Annotated in this window: 18 protein-coding genes and 1 other RNA gene; 13 read left to right on the top strand and 6 right to left on the bottom strand. The window is 70.0% G+C overall.

The genetic code is table 11. The annotated features are described in order from the left end of the window. Positions 1–7: 7 nt before the first annotated feature. The 13 genes from ACWPV3_RS15085 (at position 8) to ACWPV3_RS15025 (ending at position 14,435) form a co-directional block, all read left to right on the top strand. Positions 8–769 (top strand): N-acetylmuramoyl-L-alanine amidase, encoded by a 762-nt coding sequence (locus ACWPV3_RS15085; RefSeq protein ID WP_453978343.1) that lies wholly within the window; start codon positions 8–10, stop codon positions 767–769. A gap of 33 nt (positions 770–802) precedes the next feature. Continuing rightward, positions 803–1,181, top strand: an RNA gene (gene rnpB / locus ACWPV3_RS15080) — RNase P RNA component class A. Between the two features lie 414 nt (positions 1,182–1,595). Next, complete coding sequence (locus ACWPV3_RS15075) at positions 1,596–2,072, top strand: division/cell wall cluster transcriptional repressor MraZ (protein WP_453978342.1); 477 nt, start codon at positions 1,596–1,598, stop codon at positions 2,070–2,072. Beyond that, a complete protein-coding gene (gene rsmH, locus ACWPV3_RS15070; protein WP_453978341.1) occupies positions 2,069–3,037 on the top strand; it encodes a 16S rRNA (cytosine(1402)-N(4))-methyltransferase RsmH in 969 nt (322 codons plus the stop codon). Before ACWPV3_RS15075 ends, rsmH begins: the two co-directional genes overlap by 4 nt. Continuing rightward, positions 3,034–3,480 carry a cell division protein FtsL gene (gene ftsL, locus ACWPV3_RS15065; protein WP_292088974.1) on the top strand — a complete coding sequence of 149 codons (447 nt, stop codon included), beginning with the start codon at positions 3,034–3,036 and terminating at the stop codon, positions 3,478–3,480. The genes rsmH and ftsL overlap by 4 nt, the downstream gene beginning before the upstream one ends. Further along, complete coding sequence (locus tag ACWPV3_RS15060) at positions 3,477–5,249, top strand: peptidoglycan D,D-transpeptidase FtsI family protein (protein ID WP_453978340.1); 1,773 nt, start codon at positions 3,477–3,479, stop codon at positions 5,247–5,249. The genes ftsL and ACWPV3_RS15060 overlap by 4 nt, the downstream gene beginning before the upstream one ends. Continuing rightward, positions 5,246–6,715, top strand: coding sequence for a UDP-N-acetylmuramoyl-L-alanyl-D-glutamate--2,6-diaminopimelate ligase (locus ACWPV3_RS15055; RefSeq protein ID WP_453978339.1), 1,470 nt, complete (start codon positions 5,246–5,248; stop codon positions 6,713–6,715). The genes ACWPV3_RS15060 and ACWPV3_RS15055 overlap by 4 nt, the downstream gene beginning before the upstream one ends. Further along, positions 6,708–8,138: a UDP-N-acetylmuramoyl-tripeptide--D-alanyl-D-alanine ligase gene (locus ACWPV3_RS15050; RefSeq protein ID WP_453978338.1), complete on the top strand. Its 1,431-nt coding sequence runs from the start codon at positions 6,708–6,710 to the stop codon at positions 8,136–8,138. Before ACWPV3_RS15055 ends, ACWPV3_RS15050 begins: the two co-directional genes overlap by 8 nt. Positions 8,139–8,147: 9 nt before the next feature. Next, positions 8,148–9,257 carry a phospho-N-acetylmuramoyl-pentapeptide-transferase gene (gene mraY, locus ACWPV3_RS15045; RefSeq protein ID WP_292088981.1) on the top strand — a complete coding sequence of 370 codons (1,110 nt, stop codon included), beginning with the start codon at positions 8,148–8,150 and terminating at the stop codon, positions 9,255–9,257. A gap of 4 nt (positions 9,258–9,261) precedes the next feature. Continuing rightward, complete coding sequence (murD, locus tag ACWPV3_RS15040) at positions 9,262–10,755, top strand: UDP-N-acetylmuramoyl-L-alanine--D-glutamate ligase (RefSeq protein ID WP_453978337.1); 1,494 nt, start codon at positions 9,262–9,264, stop codon at positions 10,753–10,755. Then, the gene (gene ftsW, locus ACWPV3_RS15035) at positions 10,752–11,927 is read left to right on the top strand and encodes a putative lipid II flippase FtsW (RefSeq protein ID WP_312734151.1); all 1,176 of its coding nucleotides are present in this window, start codon (positions 10,752–10,754) and stop codon (positions 11,925–11,927) included. The genes murD and ftsW overlap by 4 nt, the downstream gene beginning before the upstream one ends. Positions 11,928–12,137: 210 nt before the next feature. After that, positions 12,138–13,244, top strand: coding sequence for an undecaprenyldiphospho-muramoylpentapeptide beta-N-acetylglucosaminyltransferase (gene murG / locus ACWPV3_RS15030; protein ID WP_453978336.1), 1,107 nt, complete (start codon positions 12,138–12,140; stop codon positions 13,242–13,244). A 15-nt stretch (positions 13,245–13,259) separates the two neighbouring features. Continuing rightward, positions 13,260–14,435 carry a mechanosensitive ion channel family protein gene (locus ACWPV3_RS15025; RefSeq protein WP_453978335.1) on the top strand — a complete coding sequence of 392 codons (1,176 nt, stop codon included), beginning with the start codon at positions 13,260–13,262 and terminating at the stop codon, positions 14,433–14,435. Here ACWPV3_RS15025 and ACWPV3_RS15020 read toward each other — a convergent pair. The 6 genes from ACWPV3_RS15020 to ACWPV3_RS14995 form a co-directional block, all read right to left on the bottom strand. After that, positions 14,356–14,679, bottom strand: a complete 324-nt coding sequence (locus ACWPV3_RS15020; protein WP_313452666.1) for an endonuclease domain-containing protein — start codon at positions 14,677–14,679, stop codon at positions 14,356–14,358. The two genes, ACWPV3_RS15025 and ACWPV3_RS15020, sit on opposite strands and share 80 nt — an antisense overlap. A 133-nt stretch (positions 14,680–14,812) precedes the next feature. Next, positions 14,813–15,226 (bottom strand): surface-adhesin E family protein, encoded by a 414-nt coding sequence (locus ACWPV3_RS15015; protein WP_313452665.1) that lies wholly within the window; start codon positions 15,224–15,226, stop codon positions 14,813–14,815. Continuing rightward, the gene (smc, locus tag ACWPV3_RS15010) at positions 15,223–18,660 is read right to left on the bottom strand and encodes a chromosome segregation protein SMC (protein WP_453978334.1); all 3,438 of its coding nucleotides are present in this window, start codon (positions 18,658–18,660) and stop codon (positions 15,223–15,225) included. The genes ACWPV3_RS15015 and smc overlap by 4 nt, the downstream gene beginning before the upstream one ends. Positions 18,661–18,671: 11 nt before the next feature. Then, positions 18,672–19,283: a thioredoxin domain-containing protein gene (locus ACWPV3_RS15005; RefSeq protein WP_292088991.1), complete on the bottom strand. Its 612-nt coding sequence runs from the start codon at positions 19,281–19,283 to the stop codon at positions 18,672–18,674. Between the two features lies 1 nt (position 19,284). Beyond that, complete coding sequence (locus ACWPV3_RS15000; protein ID WP_453978333.1) at positions 19,285–19,926, bottom strand: DsbA family protein; 642 nt, start codon at positions 19,924–19,926, stop codon at positions 19,285–19,287. 97 nt (positions 19,927–20,023) lie between these two features. Further along, positions 20,024–20,587 carry a DUF721 domain-containing protein gene (locus tag ACWPV3_RS14995; RefSeq protein WP_453978332.1) on the bottom strand — a complete coding sequence of 188 codons (564 nt, stop codon included), beginning with the start codon at positions 20,585–20,587 and terminating at the stop codon, positions 20,024–20,026. Positions 20,588–20,603 lie beyond the last annotated feature (16 nt).

The raw sequence follows: 20,603 nt of genomic DNA, 5'->3' as shown, positions 1-20,603 counted from the left end.
TGTCTCCATGGTCGATCTGATCGCGGCGCCCTCGCCCAACTTCAATGAACGCCGGGCGCCGCCCGACATGCTGGTGCTGCACTATACCGGCATGGAGAGCGGAGAGGCGGCTCTGGCGCGCCTGCGCGATCCGGCGGCCCAGGTCTCGGCCCACTATCTGGTCGAGGAGGACGGGCGCGTCTTTCAACTGGTTCCCGAGGAACGCCGGGCCTGGCACGCCGGTCGCGGCGTCTGGCAGGGGCAGGACGACTGCAACGGCGCCTCGGTCGGGATCGAGATCGTCAATCCGGGCCACGCGTTCGGCTATCGCGCCTTTCCCGACGCTCAGGTCGCGGCCGTCATCGCCCTGATCGGCGATATTCGCAGCCGTTGGACCATCCCCGACAGCCGCATCATCGCCCACTCCGATCTGGCGCCGGACCGCAAGGAAGACCCCGGCGAACTGTTCCCCTGGAAGCGTCTGGCCGAGGCCGGCCACGGCCTGTGGTTCGAACCGGCGCCCGAGCGGATCAAGGCGCTTGGCGGTCTGCTGCAAAAGGGCGACGAGGGGCTTGGCCCCATGGTGCTGCGCGCCGGCCTGCACCGGTTGGGCTACGGGCTGAAGCCCGGCGGCGACTATGACGCCGAGACCGAAACCACCGTCCGCGCCTTCCAGCGCCATTGGCGACCGTCGCGCATCGACGGCGTCGCTGACGGCGAAACCCGCGCCCGCCTGGTCGGCCTGTTGCAGTTGGCCAGCGCCGAGAGCGTGACGGGCGTGCTGGATTGACCTTGCCGCCCCCATCGCGCATCTAGCGCCTCGTCAGACGGCCGGGCGGTCGCGGCGGACTTCGCGTCCGTCGAGGAAAGTCCGGGCTCCACGGTGAAAAGGCGGCGGATAACTTCCGCCCGGGGCGACCCGAGGGATAGCGCCACAGAAAGCAAACCTCCGGCCTTGCGAGGCCGGGAAGGGTGAAAGGGTGGGGTAAGAGCCCACCGCGGACCTGGCGACAGGGACGGCATGGCAAGCCCCGCCTGGAGCAAGACCAAATAGGGACATCGCGCGGGTCCGCCCGCAGGGGTTCACCGCCCCGGATGTCCGGGTAGGTCGCGAGAACCGGTCAGCAATGGCCGGTCCAGAGGAATGATCGTCGCCGCCTCTCGGGGCGGAACAGAACCCGGCTTACAGGCCGTCTGGCATATTCTTTTTGTGGGCCTATCGGCCTTCGGCCTACTTGAGGCCTGTTGGGTGGGCTGCGACGGGCGTTGCGGCGGCCTTGATCCGCGTCGGCCCCGATCCGCGTTCGGATTATCCCCGCATTTCAGCGTTCTGGCGGGGCTCCCGCAGGTTTGCGGCCGTTAACCTATTGTCTGGTCAACGAAGGTTAGAACGCCTCACAGCCTGTGAATACTTGGTCTGTTCTGTGTATGTTCTGACCTTCTGGTCGTGTTCAGGCCGCCACACGTCAAAACATGGTTAAAACTTGGCTTCGATCCCATTGAGGCCCATTTCATCCCATGTTATCCCAGGATCATGATTTGGGGCTGATAAGGCGTGCGCGGCGGGCGTTCGTCAGGCATCTAGGGGCGGGCCGAAGGGTCCGATTGGGCAGGGCGTGTTTCTCTCGACCTACGAGAAGCAGCTGGACGGCAAGCGCCGTCTCCTGATCCCCAACGATTTCCGCACGGCCGAAAACGGCGCCGCCGGCGGCGTGTTCATCTTTCCCTCCATCGAGGCCGACTGCCTGGAAGCGGGCGGCGACCGTCTGTTCGCTGTCTATGCCGAGATGATCGAATCCCTGCCGTTCGGCTCCGAAGAGCGTTCGGCGCTGGAGTGGCAGGTGATGGGCGAGCAGGTGCGCCTGTCTTATGACGCGGGCGGCCGGATCACCTTGCCGGAAGCCCTGTGCGCCGAGGCGGGTCTAGACGACACCGTCGTCATCGTCGGCCTGAACGACCGTTTCCAGATCTGGTCGCGCGAGAAGTGGGCGGCCCGCCGCGCCGAACAGCGCGCCCTGGCCAAGGCGGGCATGGCCCAGATCGGCGCCTTGAAGCTGCAGGCCCAGATGAAGCTGGCGGGAGGCGGGTCGTGACCGAAGCGCCCCACGCCCCCGTCCTGCTGGCCGAGGTGATCGAGGCCCTGTCGCCCGCGCCCGGCGACGTGATGATCGACGCCACCTTCGGCGCTGGCGGCTATACCCGCGCCATCCTGAAGACCGGCGCCCAGGTCGTCGCCCTGGATCGCGACCCGACGGTCCAGCCGCACGCCGACGCCGTGGCGAACGATTTTCCGGGGCGGTTCCAGCTGATCCGCACCCCCTTCTCGGGTCTGGCCCAGGCCTTCGCCGACAGCGGAAAGGCCCGGCTGGACGGCGCCGTCTTCGACATCGGCGTCTCGTCCATGCAGCTGGATCAGGCCGAGCGCGGCTTCTCCTTCATGCGCGACGGGCCGCTGGACATGCGGATGTCGGACGAGGGCGCGACCGCCGCCGACATCGTCAACACCTGGGATCACGGGCCGCTGGCCCACATCTTCAAACTGTATGGCGAGGAGCGTCAGTCGGGCCGCGTGGCCACCGCCATCCTGCGTCGTCGCGCCGAACAGCCCTTCACCCGCACGCTGGATCTGGCCGATGTGGTCGAAAAGGCCCTGGGCGGCCGTCGCGGCGCGCCGATCCATCCGGCGACGCGGGTGTTCCAGGCCCTGCGCATCGCGGTCAACGACGAACTGGGCGAGCTGGAGCGCGGGCTGGAGGCGGCCGAGGCGACCCTGGCCCCCGGCGGGCGTCTGGCCGTCGTCACCTTCCATTCGCTGGAAGACCGCATCGTCAAGGCCTTCCTGACCGAACGCACGGGCAACAGCCCCGCCGGCTCGCGCCACGCCCCTATCGCCGTCGATCCGCGCAAGCCCAGCTTCACCCTTCAGTTCAAGGGCGCGCGCGAGGCGGGCGACCAGGAACGTTCGACCAATCCCCGCGCCCGCTCGGCCAAGCTGCGGGCCGCCGTCCGCACCGACGCCCCCGCCTGGGGCCGGATCGACGGGAGGGCGGCGGCATGACCACGGCGCCCTTCTTCGCCTATTCCCGCTCCCTGCTGCAGCGCCTGTTCGACTGGAAGATCCGCGGCGTGCGCTGGGTCGAGATCATCGGCGTCGGCCTGGTCGCGGTGATGATCGTCTCGGTCTATGCGGCCAAGGCGGCGGCGGCGCGCGAAAGCAGCCGCATCGCCCAGCTGGAGCAGGAGATCAGCGCCAACAATCAGCGTGTCCGACTGTTGCGGGCCGAGGTCGCCCGGCTGGAGCAGCCCGCGCGGCTGGAAAGCCTGTCGCGTCAGGCGGGCCTGTCGCCCACCGACGTGCATCGCCAGGCCGAGGCGGACAAGCTGGCCCAGCTGAAGTCCGGCGCGGCCAAGCCGGCCGCCGCCGCGCCCGCCGCCCCTTCGCCCGCCGTCAATCCCGCTGTCGACGACGATGTCGCCGCCATGCCGGAGGCGCCGCGATGAGCGTTCAGGATCATCGCTATCACCGGCCCGCGCCGGGCGTTGACCTTCAGGGCCGGCTGTCCCCCTTCTGGCGCTGGCTGTCCGAACTGGTCTGGCGGCTGGAGCACGGCTTCGAGCGCGCCCGCGCCGACGCTCGCCCGGAAGAAGACACGCGCGTCCGTATCTTCCTGATCCTGATCGTCTTTTCCTGCGTCTTCGCGGGGCTGGCGATCGGCGCCTCCTACAAGGCCCTGTTCGCCCATACCGGCGGCCGCTGGTCCGGCGCCAATCCGAACGCCCTGGTGCGGGGCGACCTGACCGACCGCAACGGCGAACTGCTGGCCACCAACATCGTCCATTACGGCCTCTATATCGATCCGTCCGAGATCTGGGATCGCGACCTGGCCTTCGGCCAGCTTCGCCGCGCCCTGCCGCGCATCCAGCCCGCGCGCCTGCGCAAGGTGTTGAGCGGCGATCGTCGCCTGATCGTGTTGAACGGCCTGACCCCGCAGGAGAAGGCGGCGGTGCATGCCCTGGCCCTGGGCGGCGTCACCTTCGAGCCCGAGGATCGCCGCGCCTATCCGCTGGGAACCTCGGCCGAGCATCTGATCGGCGACGCCGACACGGGCGGGCAGGGGGTTTCCGGCGCCGAACTGGCCTTCAACAACGAAATCCGCGCCGCCGGCGAACGCGGCGAAAGCTTCCCCCTGTCGATCGACCTGCGGATCCAGGGCGTGCTGGAGAATGAACTGGCCGCAGCCGCCGTCAAGGCTCAGGCCAAGGGGGCGGTCGGCATCGTCACCGACGTCCAGACGGGCGAGGTCCTGGGCATGGCCAGCTGGCCGACCTTCAATCCCGCCGACCGCGGCGCGGCGCCCGAGGGCGCGACCTTGAACCGGGCTGTCGCCGCCCACTATGAAATGGGGTCGGTGTTCAAGAGCTTCACCGTCGCCGCCGGTCTGGACACGGGTCAGGCCGACATGAACACCCTGTTCGACGCCTCCCAGGCCTTCCAGATCGGCGACCGCAAGATCAAGGACTTCCACGCCCAGAACCGGGTCATGACCTTGGAAGAGGTCTATCTGCACTCCTCCAACATCGGCACGTCGCAACTGGCGTTGCAGATGGGGCCGAACACCATGCGCGACTATTTCCGTCGCCTGGGCCTGCTGAACGCCTCGACCGTGGAACTGAAGGAATCGGCCCGGCCGGTCGCTCCGCGTCGCTGGGACAACTCGACCCTGGCGTCCCTGTCCTTCGGCTACGGCATCATGGTGACGCCGGCCCAGGTGATCCAGGCCATGGGCGCCCTGACCAACGGCGGGCGGATGGTGCCTCTGACCCTGCGCAAGGGCGGGCTGCGCGGCGCCCAGACGCCCCAGGTCGTGACCGAGGAAACCTCGCGCACCATGCTGGACCTGATGCGTCGCAACGTCGTCAACGGCTCGGGCGGTTTCGCCGATGCGCCGGGCCTGCGGGTGGGCGGCAAGACCGGCTCGGCCAACAAGCTGGTGAACGGCCATTACGACCCCAGCCACGCCGTCGGCTCCTTCGCGGCGGTCTTCCCGGTCGACGGGCCCGTCACGGCCAAACGCTACGCCATCCTGATCGTGATGGACGAGCCGGGCGCCTATCCCAAGACCGGCGCCTATGTCGCCGCGCCCGCCGTGCGCAACATCGCCGACCGGATCGCCGGCTTCCTGGGCGTGCAGCGCCAGGGCGACCGCTGGCGCACGGCCACGGGCGAAAAGATCCCCCAGGCCGGCGCCCCGGCGGGAGGCGCACATTGAGCGCGCTTCACCTGTCCGACCTGCTGCGCCGCGACGTGTCCTCCGACCCGGTGATCACCGGCGTCACGGCCGACAGCCGCAAGGTCGCGCCCGGCGCCCTGTTCGTGGCCCTGCCGGGATCGGCCGCCGACGGCCGCGCCTTCATCCCCCAGGCCCTGGCGCAGGGGGCGGCCGCCGTTCTGGCCCCCGCCGACACGCCTGAAAGCGCCGCCCCGGTCCTGGTCACGTCCGGCGACGTGCGCCGCGCCTACGCCATCGCCGCGCGCAGCTTCTACGGCGCCCAGCCCAAGACCTGCGTGGCCGTGACCGGCACCAACGGCAAGACCTCGGTCGCCGCCTTCTGCCGCCAGATATGGGCCACGCTGGGCCACAAGTCCGCCAGCATGGGCACCCTGGGCGTGGTGGGCCAGAAGGGCGACCGGACCTACGCCCTGACCGGTCCCGGCCTGACCAGCCCCGACGCCGCCGAGGCCGCCCGTCTGATGGCCGAACTGGCGCGCAAGGACGTGACGCACGTCGCGGTGGAGGCCTCGTCGCACGGCATCGACCAGCGGCGTCTGGACGGGGTGGCGTTGAAGGCGGCCGCCTTCACCAACCTGACCCAGGACCATCTCGATTACCACGGCACGATGCAGGACTATCGCGCCGCCAAGCTGCGCCTGTTCGAGACCCTTTTGCCGCGTGGCCGCACCGCCGTGCTGAACGCCGATTCCGACGCCTATTCCGCCTTCGCCTCGGCCTCCATCATGGCCGGTCTGGGCGTGTTCGGCGTGGGTCAGCGCGGGCGCGACCTGATGCTGATCGGTCGGCAGGCGACGCCCGAGGGTCAGCGCCTGACCATCGATGTGCAGGGCGAGGTGCGCGACATTCTGCTGCCCCTGGCCGGCGCCTTCCAGGCGTCGAACGCCCTGGTGGCGGCGGGCCTGTGTATCACCGCCGGCGATCCGGCCGATGCGGTGATCGGCGCCCTGGAGGCCCTGACGGGTGCGCAAGGGCGGCTGCAACGCATCGGCGCGGAGACCGGCCAGGAGCGGAGCAGGGGCGAGGTCTATGTCGACTACGCCCACACGCCCGACGGGCTGGAGACGGTGCTGGCCGCCCTTCGTCCTCACGCCACGGGTCGGCTGATCGTGGTCTTCGGCGCCGGCGGAGACCGTGACCGGGGCAAGCGGCCCCTGATGGGCGCCATCGCCGGAAGGTTAGCCGATGTCGCCATCGTCACGGACGACAACCCCCGTTCCGAAGACCCCGCCGTCATCCGCGCCGAGGTCAGGGCCGGCTGCCCCGACGCGCTGGAGATCGGCGACCGCCGCGCCGCCATCGAGGCCGCCGTCGAAATGATGCGCGACGGAGATGTGGTCGTCGTCGCCGGAAAAGGGCATGAACAGGGACAGATCGTCGGCGGGACGACTCATCCCTTCGACGACGCCGCTGTCGCGTCCGAGGCCCTGTCCGTTCATGCCTGAATCCACCGCCCGCCCGCTCTGGACGGCCGCCGAAGTCGCCGCCGCCACGGGCGGCGCCCTGCACGGGGCCGACGTCGCCATTTCCGGCGTCACCTACGACAGCCGCGAGATCGGGCCGGGCGACCTGTTCCTGGCGCTGAAAGGCGCGCGCGACGGGCATGATTTCGCCGCCGGCGCCTTTGCGTCGGGCGCCGCCGCCGCCCTGGTCGAACGCCCGGTCGAAGGCGGACCCTACGTCGTCGTCCCCGATACCCTGCACGGGCTGGAGGCGCTGGGCGTGGCGGCCCGCGACCGCGCCCCCCATGTGAAGCGCGGCGCCGTCACCGGCAGCGTCGGCAAGACCAGCGTCACCCAGGCGATCAAGGCGGGCCTCGACCTCGCCGGTCCCGCCCATGCCTCGGTCAAGAGCTACAATAACCATATCGGCGTGCCCCTGACCCTGGCCCGGATGCCGGTCCAGACCCGGCGCGCCGTGTTCGAGATCGGCATGAACGCGCCGGGCGAGATCGCGCCCCTCTCCAAACTGGTCGCGCCCCACACCGCCTGCGTCACCACCGTCGGTCCCGTCCACATCGAGGCCTTCGTCGACGGCGAGACGGGCGTGGCGCGCGAGAAGGCCGCGATCTTCCAGGGTCTGGTCCCCGGCGGAACCGCCGTCTTGAATGGCGACATCGCCCTGGCGCCGCTGCTGTGCGACGCGGCGGGGCGGCTGGGCGCACGACGCGTGACTTTCGGCACGGATATCGGCCATGACGCCCGCCTTCTTGATTTCCGGCCCGACGCCGAAGGCGCGACCGTGGTGGCCGAACTGTTCGGCCGGCCCCTGGAGTATCGCCTGGCTCAGTCAGGCGCACACTGGGGCCTGAACAGTCTGTGCGTCCTGCTGATGCTCGACGCGCTGGACGTGCCGCTGGAGACAGGGCTCCAGGCCCTGGCCGACTTCCAGCCGCTGGCCGGGCGGGGCCAGACGCGCCAGGTCGCCCTGGCCGACGGCGCCTTCACCCTGATCGACGAAAGCTACAACGCCAATCCCCTGTCGATGACCGCCGGCTTCAAGAGCCTGGGCGCCCGCGCCGTTTCGGGCCGCCGTGTCGTGGTCCTGACCGACATGCTGGAACTGGGCGACCAGAGCCGCAGCCTGCACGAAGGTTTGGCCGGCCCCATCGACGCGGCCGGTCTGGACCTGGTTCACGCCGCCGGCCCCGAAATGCGCTGGCTTTACGACGCCTTGCCGACCTCGCGGCGCGGCCTGTGGCGCGCCACCGCCGCCGAACTGGCCGCCGAGGCGGCGCTGCTGGTCGCGCCCGGCGACGTGGTCATGGTCAAGGGCTCCAACGGCTCCAGCGCCTCGCTGGTCGCCAAGGCGCTGGCCGGCCTGAACAGCGCCCAAGGCGCCCCCTCAAGCAGCGACGCGTCGCGGTAGGGAAAAAAGATGTTCTACCTTCTGTACCTCTATTACGCCGACGTCGCGCACCAGTATCCGCTGCTGAACCTGATCCAGTATCAGACGGTCCGCACGGCCCTGGCCCTGGCGACGGCGGCCATCGTGGCCGTGGCCATGGGCAGCCGTTTCATCAACTGGATTCGCGCCAAACAGGGCCGGGGTCAGCCGATCCGCGACGACGGCCCCGTCAGCCACCTGTCCAAGGTCGGCACCCCCACCATGGGCGGGCTGATGATCCTGGCGGGCATCGGCGTCGCCGTCTTCCTGTGGGCGGACCTGACCAATCCCTATATCTGGATCGTCTCGGGCGTGACGGCGGCCTTCGGCGTGCTGGGCTTCATCGACGACTACGCCAAGGTGACGAAACAGACCTCGGCCGGCCTGACGTCCAAACAGAAGCTGTTGGCCCAGACCGTCGTCGCCGTGATCGCCGGTGTTCTGACGGTGCTGTGGATGACCCGTTCGCCGACCTCGCCGGGGCTGGAGACGTCTATCGCCTTCCCCTTCTTCAAGGCGGTCCTGCTGAACATCGGCTGGTTCTATGTGGCCTTCGCGGCCTTCACCATCGTCGGCTTCTCCAATGCGGTGAACCTGACCGACGGGCTGGACGGCCTGGCCACCGTGCCGGTGATGATGGCGGCGGGCGCCTTCGGGGTGATCTCCTACCTTTGCGGCAACTTCGTCTTCGCCCAGTATCTTCAGGTTCACCATGTACCCGGCGCGGGCGAACTGGCCATCTTCTGCGCCGCCATGATCGGCGGCGGCGCGGGTTTCCTCTGGTACAACGCCCCGCCGGCCAAGATCTTCATGGGCGACACCGGCTCCCTGGCCCTGGGCGGGGCCCTGGGCGCCATCGCCGTCACCACCAAGCACGAGCTGGTGCTGGGCATCGTCGGCGGTCTGTTCGTGATGGAGGCCGCCTCGGTCATGATCCAGGTCGGCTATTACAAATTGACCAAGAAGCGCATCTTCCTGATGGCGCCGGTTCACCACCATTTCGAGAAGATGGGCTGGCCGGAATCCACTGTCGTCATCCGCTTCTGGATCATCGCCGGCGCCCTGGCCCTGCTGGGCCTGTCCACGCTGAAGCTGCGCTGATCCGATGATCCCCGTTCCTGGCTTCGAGGGCAGGCGGGTGGCGGTCTTCGGCCTGGGACGGTCGGGGATCACGGCCGCGCGCGCCCTCCAGGCCGGCGGCGCCATCCCCATCCTGTGGGACGACGGGGTCTCAGGCCGGATGCAGGCCGAGGCGGAAGGCTTTCAGGTCCAGGATCTGACCGCCGCCGACTGGTCCGGCTTTGCCGCCCTGGTCCTGTCGCCCGGCGCGCCCCTGACCCATCCGAAACCTCACTGGACGGTCCAGCGCGCGCGTCAGGCGGGCGTGCCGGTGATCGGCGACGTCGAACTGTTCGCCCGCGCCCTGGCCGCCCGGCCCCAGGACCAGCGGCCTCGCGTGGTCGCCATAACCGGCACCAACGGCAAGTCCACCACCACCGCCCTGATCGGCTGGGTGCTGAAGTCGGCCGGCCTGACGGTCCACGTCGGCGGCAATATCGGCGTCGGCGTCCTGGCCCTGCCCGAACCGACGCCCGACGCCGTCTATGTGATCGAGGTCTCCAGCTACCAACTCGACCTGACCACGACCTTCGCCCCCGATGTCGCCATCCTGACCAACATCAGCCCCGACCATCTGGACCGCCATGGCGGCATGGAGGGCTATGTCGCGGCCAAGCGCCGGATCTTCGCCCATCAAGCGCCCGACGCGGTGGCGCTGATCGGCGTGGACGAGACCTGGGGGCAGGGGCTGGCGTCGCAACTGTCCCAGCGGGTGATCGCGGTCTCTTCTTCCGCTCATCCCCGCGAAGGCGGGGACCCAGTGCTTTCGTCAGGACAGGATGCGAGGGATCGGCAGCTTGCGGCATCTCCACCGCTGGAACGCCCACAGAACTGGCTCCCCGCCTTCGCGGGGATGAGCGGAGTGGAGGCTGTGCCCGGAGCGATCTGGTCGCAAGGCGCGATCCTCGCCGACCTGACCCCCGCCCGTTCGCTGGCCGGACGGCACAACGCCCAGAACGCCGCCTTCGCCTATGCCGCCGCCCGCGCGCTGGGCGTCTCCCACGCCGCCGCCGTCAAGGGGCTCCTGACCTTCCCCGGCCTGGCCCACCGGATGGAGACGGTGGGGCGGGTCGGCGCCGTGCGCTTCGTCAACGATTCCAAGGCCACCAACGCCGACGCCGCGCGTCAGGCCTTGGCCGCCTACCCGTCCGTCTTCTGGATCGCCGGTGGCGTGCCCAAGGCGGGCGGCATCGACGATCTGGCCGATCTGTTCCCGCGCGTGACCAGGGCCTATCTGATCGGACAGGCGGCCGACGCCTTCGCCGCGACCCTGGGCGACAGTCCCCACGTCATCTCTCGGACTCTGGACGCCGCCGTCGCCGCCGCAGCGGCCGACGCTGCCGCCGCCGGGGGCGAGCAGATCGTCCTCCTGTCCCCCGCCTGCGCCAGTTTCGATCAGTTCGCCGATTTCGAGGCGCGGGGCGAGGCCTTCCGCGCCGCCGTCCTGGCCCTCGGCGCCGTCCCGGAAACCGCGTCATGAGCGCCCACTACACCCCCGCCTTCTCCCGCAACGACCAGAGCCTGATCGCGCGCTGGTTCTGGACCGTGGATCGCGGCCTCCTGGGCGCGGCCCTGGCCCTGATGGGTCTGGGCGTCTCGCTAAGTTTCGCCTCCAGCCCGGCGGCCATCCTGGCCGATGAATCCATCACCGACCCCTTCCACTATTCGTGGCGGATGATCGTCTTCGCCGGCGTCGGTCTGACGATCATGCTGACCACCTCCCTGATGTCGCCGCGCGGGGTGCGGCGCATCGCCGTTCTGGCCCTGCTCAGCGCCATCGTCGTCATGGCGGCCCTGCCCTTCATCGGCGACACGGTGAAGGGCGCCGCGCGCTGGGTGAACCTGGGGCCGTTCAGCCTGCAGCCGTCCGAGTTCGCCAAGCCCGGCCTGATCGTCTTCGCCGCCTGGATGTTCGCCGAGGCGCAGAAGGGCCAGGGGGTGCCCGGCGTCACCATCGCCTTCGGCTTCTACGCCCTGACCGTCTGTCTGCTGCTGATCCAGCCGGACATCGGCCAGACCTTGCTGATCACCACCACCTTCATGGCCGTCTTCTTTATGGCCGGGGTGCCGTTCAAATGGATGGCGGTTCTGGCCAGCCTGGGCATGGCGGGGCTGGTGTCGCTCTATTTCGTCTTCGGCCATATGCGCGACCGTCTCAGCCGCTTCTTCTCGCCCGAGACCACAGACACCCACCAGATCGACAGCGCATCCGAGGCCATCCGCGCCGGCGGCCTGTTGGGGCGCGGGGTGGGCGAGGGGGTGATGAAGCGTCACGTGCCCGACCTGCACACCGACTTCATCTACTCCGTCGGCGCCGAGGAGTTCGGCCTGGTCCTCAGCCTGATCATGATCGGCCTCTACGCCTTCATCGTCGTGCGCGGGATGCGCCGGGCCATGAAGCTGACCGACCCGTTCGAACAGACGGCGGCGGCGGGCCTGTTCATGCTGATCGGGCTTCAGGCCTGCATCAATGTGGCGGTGAACCTGAACCTGATCCCGACCAAGGGCATGACCCTGCCCTTCATCAGCTATGGCGGCTCGTCCATGCTGGCCATGTGTTTGACCATGGGGTTCGCCCTGGCCCTGACGCGGCGGCGCCCCGGCGCCTATGAGCCCGGCGCCAACCTGGGAACGGGGCGGCGCGTATTCTGACGGCCGAAGCCTCGTCGAAACAAGGGTTTGAAGGCGGCGATCCGCGATCTTCCTATCGCCGCCCCGAACCGTGCGATGCTGGCGGCGGGAACTTCCAGTCAGGCGGTTCGGACTATCTGGACTCTCCGGACTCTCTTTTTTCCGTCCGCCGTCCCGCCGTCGGACAAACCGGACTATTCAGACTCACTTTGTTTTCGGAGCGCCCGCCTCATGTCCAAGCTCTGCGTCGTCGCCGCTGGTGGAACCGGCGGCCACATGTTCCCGGCCGAGGCGCTGGCGCGTGAGTTGGCGTCGCGCGGCTGGCGCGTGGTTCTGGCGACAGACCATCGTGGCGAACAGTACGCCCATGCCTTTCCCGCCGAGGAGCGACTGGCCCTGGACGCCGCGACCGGCTCCGGCCCCGTCGGCCTGATCAAGGCCGGCGTCGCCATTCTCAAGGGGGTGATGCAGGCGCGTGGGGCCTTCGACCGATTGGCCGCCGATGTGGTGGTGGGCTTCGGCGGCTATCCGTCCGCCCCGGCCCTGGTCGCGGCCCTCACCGCAGGCCGCCCGACCGTGATCCACGAGCAGAACGCGGTGCTGGGTCGCACCAACCGTATTCTGGCGCCCTATGTGAACCAGGTCGCCTCGTCCTTCCCCACGCTGGAGCGGGCGCCGGCCAAGGTGCAGGGGCGGTCCCACGTCGTCGGCTCCCCCGTCCGCGCCGACATCCGCGCCCTGTTCGACCGCCCCTATGTCGCGCCACAGAACGACAGCCCGATCCATGTCCTGGTGACGGGCGGCAGCCAGGGCGCCCGTATCCTGTCGGAAACCACGCCCCGCGCCCTGGCGGCCCTTCCCGAAACCCTGCGGCGCCGCCTGCGCGTGCAACAGCAGTCCCGGCCCGAGACGCTGGAGGCTGCGCGTCAGATCTATCTCGAGGCGGGCATCCAGGCCGAGGTCGCCCCCTTCTTCCGCGACATGGCCGAACGGCTGCGCCAGGCGCATCTGGTCATCGGCCGCTCGGGCGCCTCTACCTGCGCGGAATTGGCCGTCGCGGCCCTGCCGTCCGTATTGATCCCGTTGAAGATCGCCACTGACGACCACCAGCGGCTGAACGCCAAGGCCCTGACCGACGCCGGCGCCGGCGAAGTGATCCTCGAGGACGACCTGACCGTCGACCGCCTGGCCTCGATCCTGATCGCCGTCCTGTCCGATCCTGCGCGCCTGTCGGCCATGTCCGCCGCCGCCCGCAGCGTCGCCATTCCCGACGCCGCCCAGCGCCTGGCCGACCTGGTCGAGGCGACGGCGGGAAAGGCTCAACCGCAAAGGCCCTGAGGCGTTTAGGAGATCATGCCTCCTGAAATCATCGCTCTGACCCGCCAAATCCGCGCCCTGTGGCATCGGTTCGACTGGCTGCCCGAATGGGCCGTGATCTGCCTGGTGCTGTTGGTCTTCGTGGGCGGTGGCTGGCTGACGCACAAGATCGTCTTCGCCATCCTGCGCCGCATGGTCAGGACGAAGGACGTCTTCTGGCGCGGGGTGGTCGAGCGGGCCCGGATCAAACTGCGGGTCTTGATCATCATCATGGGCGTGGGGCTGGGCGTGACCGTGTCGCCGATGCATCCCGAACCCTCGGCCGAAGTGCGGTCGGTGCTGCTGTTCCTGTTCATCCTGACGCTGGGCTGGCTGGCGTCGGGGGTGCTGGACATGTGGTCGGTCATGCACCTGAAGCGGTACAATATCGCCGTTGAGGACAACCTCCTGGCCAGGAAACACCTGACCCAGACCCGCATCCTGCAGCGGGTGGCCAAGGTGATCCTGTTCATCGTCACCGTCGGCCTGGCCCTGATGACCATTTCGGGCTTCCGCCAGTGGGGCGTCAGCCTTCTGGCCTCGGCCGGGGTCGTCGGCATCATCGCGGGCCTGGCGCTCCAGCCCATCCTGACCAATATGGTCGCCGGCATCCAGATCGCCCTGACCCAGCCGATCCGCATCGACGACGCCGTCATCGTCGAGAATGAGTGGGGCAATGTGGAGGAGATCACCTCGACCTATGTGGTGGTCAAGCTGTGGGACTGGCGCCGGATGGTGCTGCCCCTGTCCTACTTCATCACCAAGCCCTTCCAGAACTGGACGCGCGAGAACGCCCGCCTGATCGGCGTGGCCTTCTTCTACGTCGACTACGAGGCGCCGATCGACCGGCTGCGCACCGCCTTCGAGGGCATCGTCAGGGCGTCGAAACACTGGGACGGCGACGTCCAGGTGATGCAGGTCACGGACATCACCGATCGGGTGCTTCAGGTCCGCTGCCTGGCCAGCGCCCGTTCCGGCGGTGTGGCCTTCGACCTGCGCTGCGAAATCCGCGAAAAGCTGATGGCCTTCATGCGCGACGAATGCCGCGAAGCCCTCCCGCGAGACCGGGTGGAATGGCCGCAGGGCGAGCCTGCTAGTCTACCTCCCCGTCCCGGGGAGGGTGGGCGCGAAGCGGCCGGGTGGGGGCGGCCGCCGTCAACTCCCCCAGAATGAAGTCCACCACGTCCGGCAGACGATCACGAACATCCGAGGCCTCTATCCGCAGGGTCTTCAATCCGAACTGGGCCAAGGCGGCGTCCCGTCGCCGATCCCAGTCGCCACGTCCCTCGTGCGAACCGCCATCGACTTCCACCGCCAAGCCTCGTCCCAGACAAACGAAGTCGAGGTAGTAGCCAAGCAGAGGGTGTTGGCGGCGGAAATGAAAGCCCTGCTTTCGCAGGTCGCGTAAGCCAGCCACAGCCGCGCCTCTGGCGGGCTCATGGCCTTCCGAATCGCTCTGGCCTTTGCGATTTTCGCCATTCTGGGCCGCCCCCACCCGGTCTCGCTGCGCTCGACCACCCTCCCCTGAAGGGGAGGGAGATGGCAAGCAGTCAGTCCGCCAGAGCCGCCTGTCCTCGCCTGATCGCCTGATCCAGTGTCAGGGTCTCGGCGGGCCGGTCGGTCGCGCAGGCGATGGCCAGCAGCTCCGCCGCGTCTCCGCCCGGCGCGGCGTCATGGGCCGGGGCCTTGTCAGGAGTGGCGGGGCCCTCGGTTCGGTCGGCGCGCAGGGAGGCGAAGTCCAGCCGATCCGCCGTCCTGGCCCGACAGTCGAACGCCCACCGCGACCAGCCGCCGACATAGACCACGTCCCCGACCTTGAAGCCGGTCTCCGTCACCTGCAGCTCCCGCATCCGGGCCATGTCGCCGTCACGTTCGATGGAGGCCACGTCGGCGTATATGGCGAACCGGCCCACGCCGGTCGGGACCAGGGCGGGGTCGCTCAGGGCCAGCAGCAGGGCGATCATGCGACCAGGGTCTCCGCCTGATTAAGGTCCACGCTGACCAGCTGGCTCATGCCGCGTTCGGGCATGGTGACGCCGTAAAGGCGGTCCATCCGGCTCATGGTCACGGGGTTGTGGGTGATGACGATGAAGCGGGTGTCGGTGCGGCTGCGCATCTCATGCAGCATCCGGCAGAAGCGGTCGACGTTGGCGTCGTCCAGCGGGGCGTCCACCTCGTCCAGCACGCAGACGGGCGCCGGGTTCGCCAGGAAGACGCCAAAGATCAGGGCCGCCGCCGTCAGGGCCTGTTCGCCGCCCGACATCAGGCTCATGACCGACAACCGCTTGCCGGGCGGACAGGCGTAGATCTCAAGCCCCGCCTCCAGCGGATCGTCCGACTCAACCAGCTTCAGCTCCGCCTGCCCCCCGCCGAACAGGGCCTCGAACAGGGTCTTGAAGTTGGTGTTGATGACGTCGAAGGCGGCGACCAGCCGCTCGCGCCCTTCGGCGTTCAGCTCGTCGATGCCGTCGCGCAGCTTGGCGATCGCCTGGGTCAGGTCGATGCGCTCGGACTTCATGCTGTTCAGCCGTTCGCCGTATTCGACCGCCTCGTCCTCGGCGCGCAGGTTGACGGCGCCCAGGGCCTCGCGCTCGCGCTCCAGGCCGAACAGCAGGCTTTCGGCCCCGGCGGCGTCGGGCGGGCGGGCGATGGCGTCGTCGGTCAGCTTCTGGCCCAACTCCAGCGGCGACATCTGCGCCGTCTCGCGCAGGGTGGCCTCGGCCTCGGTCAGTTTCTCGGCGGCGGCCTCCGAGCGGGCGGCCAGACCGGCGCGGGCCTCGCGGGCCTGAGCGGCGGCGGCGTCGGCGGCGCGGCTGGCGCGGTCGGCGTCCCCCGCCGCCGTGTCGGCCGTGACCATGGCGTCGGACGCGGCCTGTTTGCGCTGTTCGGCGGCGCTCAGCGTGTCCAGCAGCTTGCCGCGTTGTTCGGCGAAGCCCTGGGGCGCGACCTCGGCCTGTTTCAGCAGGGCGGCGGTCTTGTCGGCGTCCTTGGCCAGGGCGGCGATGCGGGCGGTGCTGTCCTTTGACCGGCTGACCCAGCCGTCGCGGGCGCGGGTCAGCCCGCCCAGCCGTTGTTCGCGCCCCTGACGGTCGCGGGCCTCGGCGTCGCGGTCGGAGCGGGCGGTCTGGGCGGCGGCGCGGGCCTTGTCGGCGGCGGCGCGAGCGGCGGTCAGCTCCTCGCGCAGACCGGCGACGGTCTCGGACGGGGCGTCGGCGGTCAGGGCGGCGTCCAGCGCGGCCTTGGCCTCGGCCACCTCGGCCTCCAGCCGGATCACGGTGTCGTCCAGCGCCTGGGCGCGGGCCTCGCGGCGGGCCTGTTCGCGGGCCAGGTTTTCGACGCGGTCACGGGCGGCGGTTGCGGCCTTGTCGGCGGCGAAGGGTTTGAGGCGGGCGGCCTTCACTTCGTCCTCGGCGGCGCGGAAGGCTTCGGTGGCGGACTTCTGGACCGCCTGCGCCTGATCCAGCGCGGGCTTGCCCTTGTCGATCTCGGCCTCCAGCTCGGCCAGCCGCGTGCGCTGGGCCAGACGGACGGCGGCCGGGCGGGGCGCCTCGGCGCGGCTGACGAAGCCGTCCCAGCGATAGAGATCGCCCTCGGTCGTCACCAGCCGGGCGCCGGTGGGCAGGGTCTGCGCCAGCCGGGCCGCGTCGGCCTTCGCCGCCACACCGCATAGGGAGAGGCGGGCGGTCAGTTGATCCGGCGCCTGCACATAGGCCGACAGGGGCGTGACGCCGTCGGGCCATGTCGGAACCGGCGCCTCAGCCCCGCCCCAATAGGCGGCGGCGCGGGCGTCCAGCGCCGCGTCCAGATCGTCGCCCAGTGCGGCGGCGAGAGCGGCCTCATACCCCTTGTCGGCGCGCACCTTGTCCAACGCGGGCGGGTGGTCGCGCTTGCCCGTGACCAGCAGCTGGGCCAGACCCCGCGCCTCAGTCTGGAGCCGCCCCAGCCGGTCCTCGGCGGTGCGGGCGGCGGTGCGGGCCTCCTGCTCGGCGCGGGCCAGTTCGCCGCGTCGGGCCTCGGCGGCCTCGACGGCTTCGCGGGCGGCGGCCAGATCGGCCTGGGCGGTGTCCAGCGCCTGACGGGCGGTTTCCAGCTCGGGCGTTTCCAGCGGGCCGAGCGCCTCGCGCTCGCGGCGAGCCTGATCGAACTGGCCGACGACGCGCGCCAGCCGGGCCTCGGCGTCGCGCTTTCGGGCCGTCTCGGCGGCGGCGCGGGCCTCCACGGCGGCCAGCGTCCCGGCCAGACGTTCCACCTCGGCGTCGGCGGCCTTGCGCGCGTCCTCGGCGGCCAGCAGCGCCTTGTCCAGTTCGGGGCCGCGTTCGGGGGCGGCGGCGATCTCGGCCTTCAGCCGGGTCAGTTCGTGGTCCAGCCGCTCCAGCTCGCGGCGGGCGTCGGCGGCCATGCCCTCCTCGCGCGCGGCGTCGGCGGCGATGCGGGCGGCCTCGGCCTTCAGCCGGTCCACCTCGGCCCGCGCCGCCTGTTCGGCCATGTCCAGCCGGTCCCGCTCCAGACTGGCGCGGTGCAGCAGGGCGGAGGCGACGGCGTCCTCTTCCCGCGCGGGCTTCAACGCCTCCTGGGCGGCGAGGGCGGCGGTCTGGGCGGCGGCGGCGGCGGTCGTGGTTTCGGCGACGGCGGCGTCGGCCGCGCGCAGTTCGGCGGCGGCGGCCTCTGCGGCTAAACGCGCATCGTTCCAGCGGACGAACAGCAGGGCGGCCTGCAGGGCGCGGATCTCGGCGGAGATCTTCTTGTACTTCTCGGCCTGACGGGCCTCGCGCTTCAGCCGGTTCAGCGCCGTCTCCAGCTCGCGGCCGATGTCGTCCAGCCGATCCAGATTGGCCTCGGCCGCCTTCAGCCGCAACTCGGCCTCATGGCGGCGGGTGTGCAGGCCCGCGACTCCGCCCGCCTCTTCCAGAATGCGACGGCGGTTCTGGGGCTTGGCGGCGATCAGTTCGGAAATCTGGCCCTGACGCACCAGGGCGGGGGAGTTGGCGCCGGTCGAGGCGTCGGCGAACAGCAGCTGGACGTCGCGGGCTCGCACCTCCTTGCCGTTGATACGATAGGTCGAACCCTGGCCCCGGTCGATGCGGCGCGACACCTCCAGCACGGGGCTGTCGGTGAAGGGCTGGGGCGCGCGGCGTTGCGCGTTGTCGATGGTCAGCTGGACTTCGGCGTGGCTGCGCGGGGGGCGACCGGCGGCGCCGGCGAAGATCACGTCGTCCATGCCCTGGCCGCGCATGGCCTTGGCCGAGTTGGCGCCCATGACCCAGCGCAGGCTTTCAAGGACGTTGGACTTGCCGCAGCCGTTGGGGCCGACGATGCCGGTCAGGCCGGATTCAATATGCACTTCCGCCGGGTCGACGAACGACTTGAAGCCGACGAGCCGGAGGCGCTGAAACTGCATCGTCTAGCGCGTCAACGCCGCCGCAGCAGCGGATCGACAGCGTCCGACAGGCCTTCCAGCGAATGATCGGTGAGGCGCCGTCCGTTCACGAACAGAGTGGGCGTGCCCTCGACCTCGGCCGCCGCCGCGCCGTCGATCTGGGCCTGAAGCGTGGCTTGGGTGGCCGGGGCCTGCAGACAGGCGCCGATCTGGTCGCGGGTCTTGCCGCTGGCGGCGACCGCAGCATCGAACCAGGGCCGAGTCCCGGTCGTCGACAGCGTCGCCTGATGGGTCATGAAAGCCTCGGCCACGTCGAAAAAGCGGCCAGGCGCGGCGCAAAGGGCCACGCCGGCGGCGGCCTCCGCCAGATTCGCCGGGGACGTCGGCAGGTTGCGATAGACCAGCCGCACCTTGCCCGTATCGATGTACTTGGCCTTGAACGCCGGCAGGACCTGGGTGTGGAAGTCGGCGCAGTGCGGGCAGGTGAAGCTGGCGTATTCCACCACCGTCACCGGCGCATCGACCCGACCCAGGATATTGTCCTGGGCCGTGACGGGCGGCAGGACGGCCGCCGCCGCCGGGCCAGCCACGACGGTCGCCAGCGCGGCTGCGAACGACAGGACCAGGACAGCGCGACGCTTCATCTTACTTGGCCAGGGCCGCGTCGATGGCGGCCGACAGGTCGGCCAGGCTGGCGCCCTCGCCGCCCGGCGACACCACCTGGACGTCGTTGACGTAGAAGGCCGGGGTGCCGGTCACGCCTTGGCTGCGGGCGAACTGGACGCGCTTCTCCATGGCGGCGACGGCGTCCTTGTCGGTGACGCATTTGTTGAACTGGTCCTCCGAAAGGCCGGCGGCCTGGGCGGTGCGCAGCAGCCAGTCGCGCGGGGTGGAGGTGATCATTTCTTGCTGGGTGGCCATCAGCTGGTGAACCACGTCGAAATACTTGTCCGGCCCGGCGCAACGCGCGACCAGGAAGCCGGCGGTGGCGGCGTCGACCGGCGGGGTCGGCAGTTCGCGGAAGACGTAGCGGACCTTGTTGGTGTCCACATATTTGGCCTTGAAGGCCGGCCACGTGTTCTTCTGCCAAAGGGCGCAGTGGGGGCAGGTGACGGAGGCGTATTCATAGACCGTGACCTTGGCGCCTTCGGGCGCGCCCTGGGCCATGTCGCCCTCGGCGGCGGTCTTGGCGCCGTTGCACGCGGCCAAGGCCATGGCGGCCATGGCGGCGCCGGTGATGGCCGCGCGGCGGCTCATGCGGGCGAAGCGGGATTCATTCGAGGCCATGGGACGTCCTTGGTCGGAGTTTCACCGGATGATCGCGTGATTCCTGCCGAACCGCGCAATGCCTAGAGTAGTCGAGAACAGGTGCGGCGAAGATTTGTCAATCGTCGCCGTCGCCGCGCATCGAGGCGCGCGTCAGGGCGGCGCGGCCCAGGCGGGCGAGGGCCACCTGGAGTTCGGCGGGCGCCGAGGCGACGGAGGCGGCCAGATCGGCCTCGGCCGCCGCGGACAGAGGCGGCGGCGCCGGGGCGCGGCGCGGCCGGGCGGCGGCCTCGGGCAGGGGTTTGACGGGCCCCTGTGCGATCCGCAGCCGGTCCACCGAACCGGCGCCCAGGAACAGATTGACGCGGGCCAGTATGTCCTCGGACTGATGCTGGACCAGAAGGGCGGCGGCGCCGGCGACGCGCAGCTCCAGCACGCCGGGCTGGCCGCCCTTGCCCTTGGTCAGTTTCTGCGGGCGGGTGACACGGGCCAGGCGGTCGCCCACGATTTCACGCCAGCGCGGCTCCAGCGCGCCGGCGCCGCGCCCGAACTGTTCGTCCAGCTTCTTGATCAGCGGCGTCAGGGCCTTGCCCGCACGCGGCGCCGGGCTCGGCGCGGGGCGGGTGCGGCGGCGCGACAGGATTTCGCGAACCTCGGCGTCTGTGGGCAGCGGGCGGCGCATGGGCCTATATAGCCCC

It is taken from the genome of Brevundimonas sp. Marseille-Q4549 (genome assembly GCF_976940555.1).
This window is presented reverse-complemented; position numbering and strand designations above follow the sequence as displayed.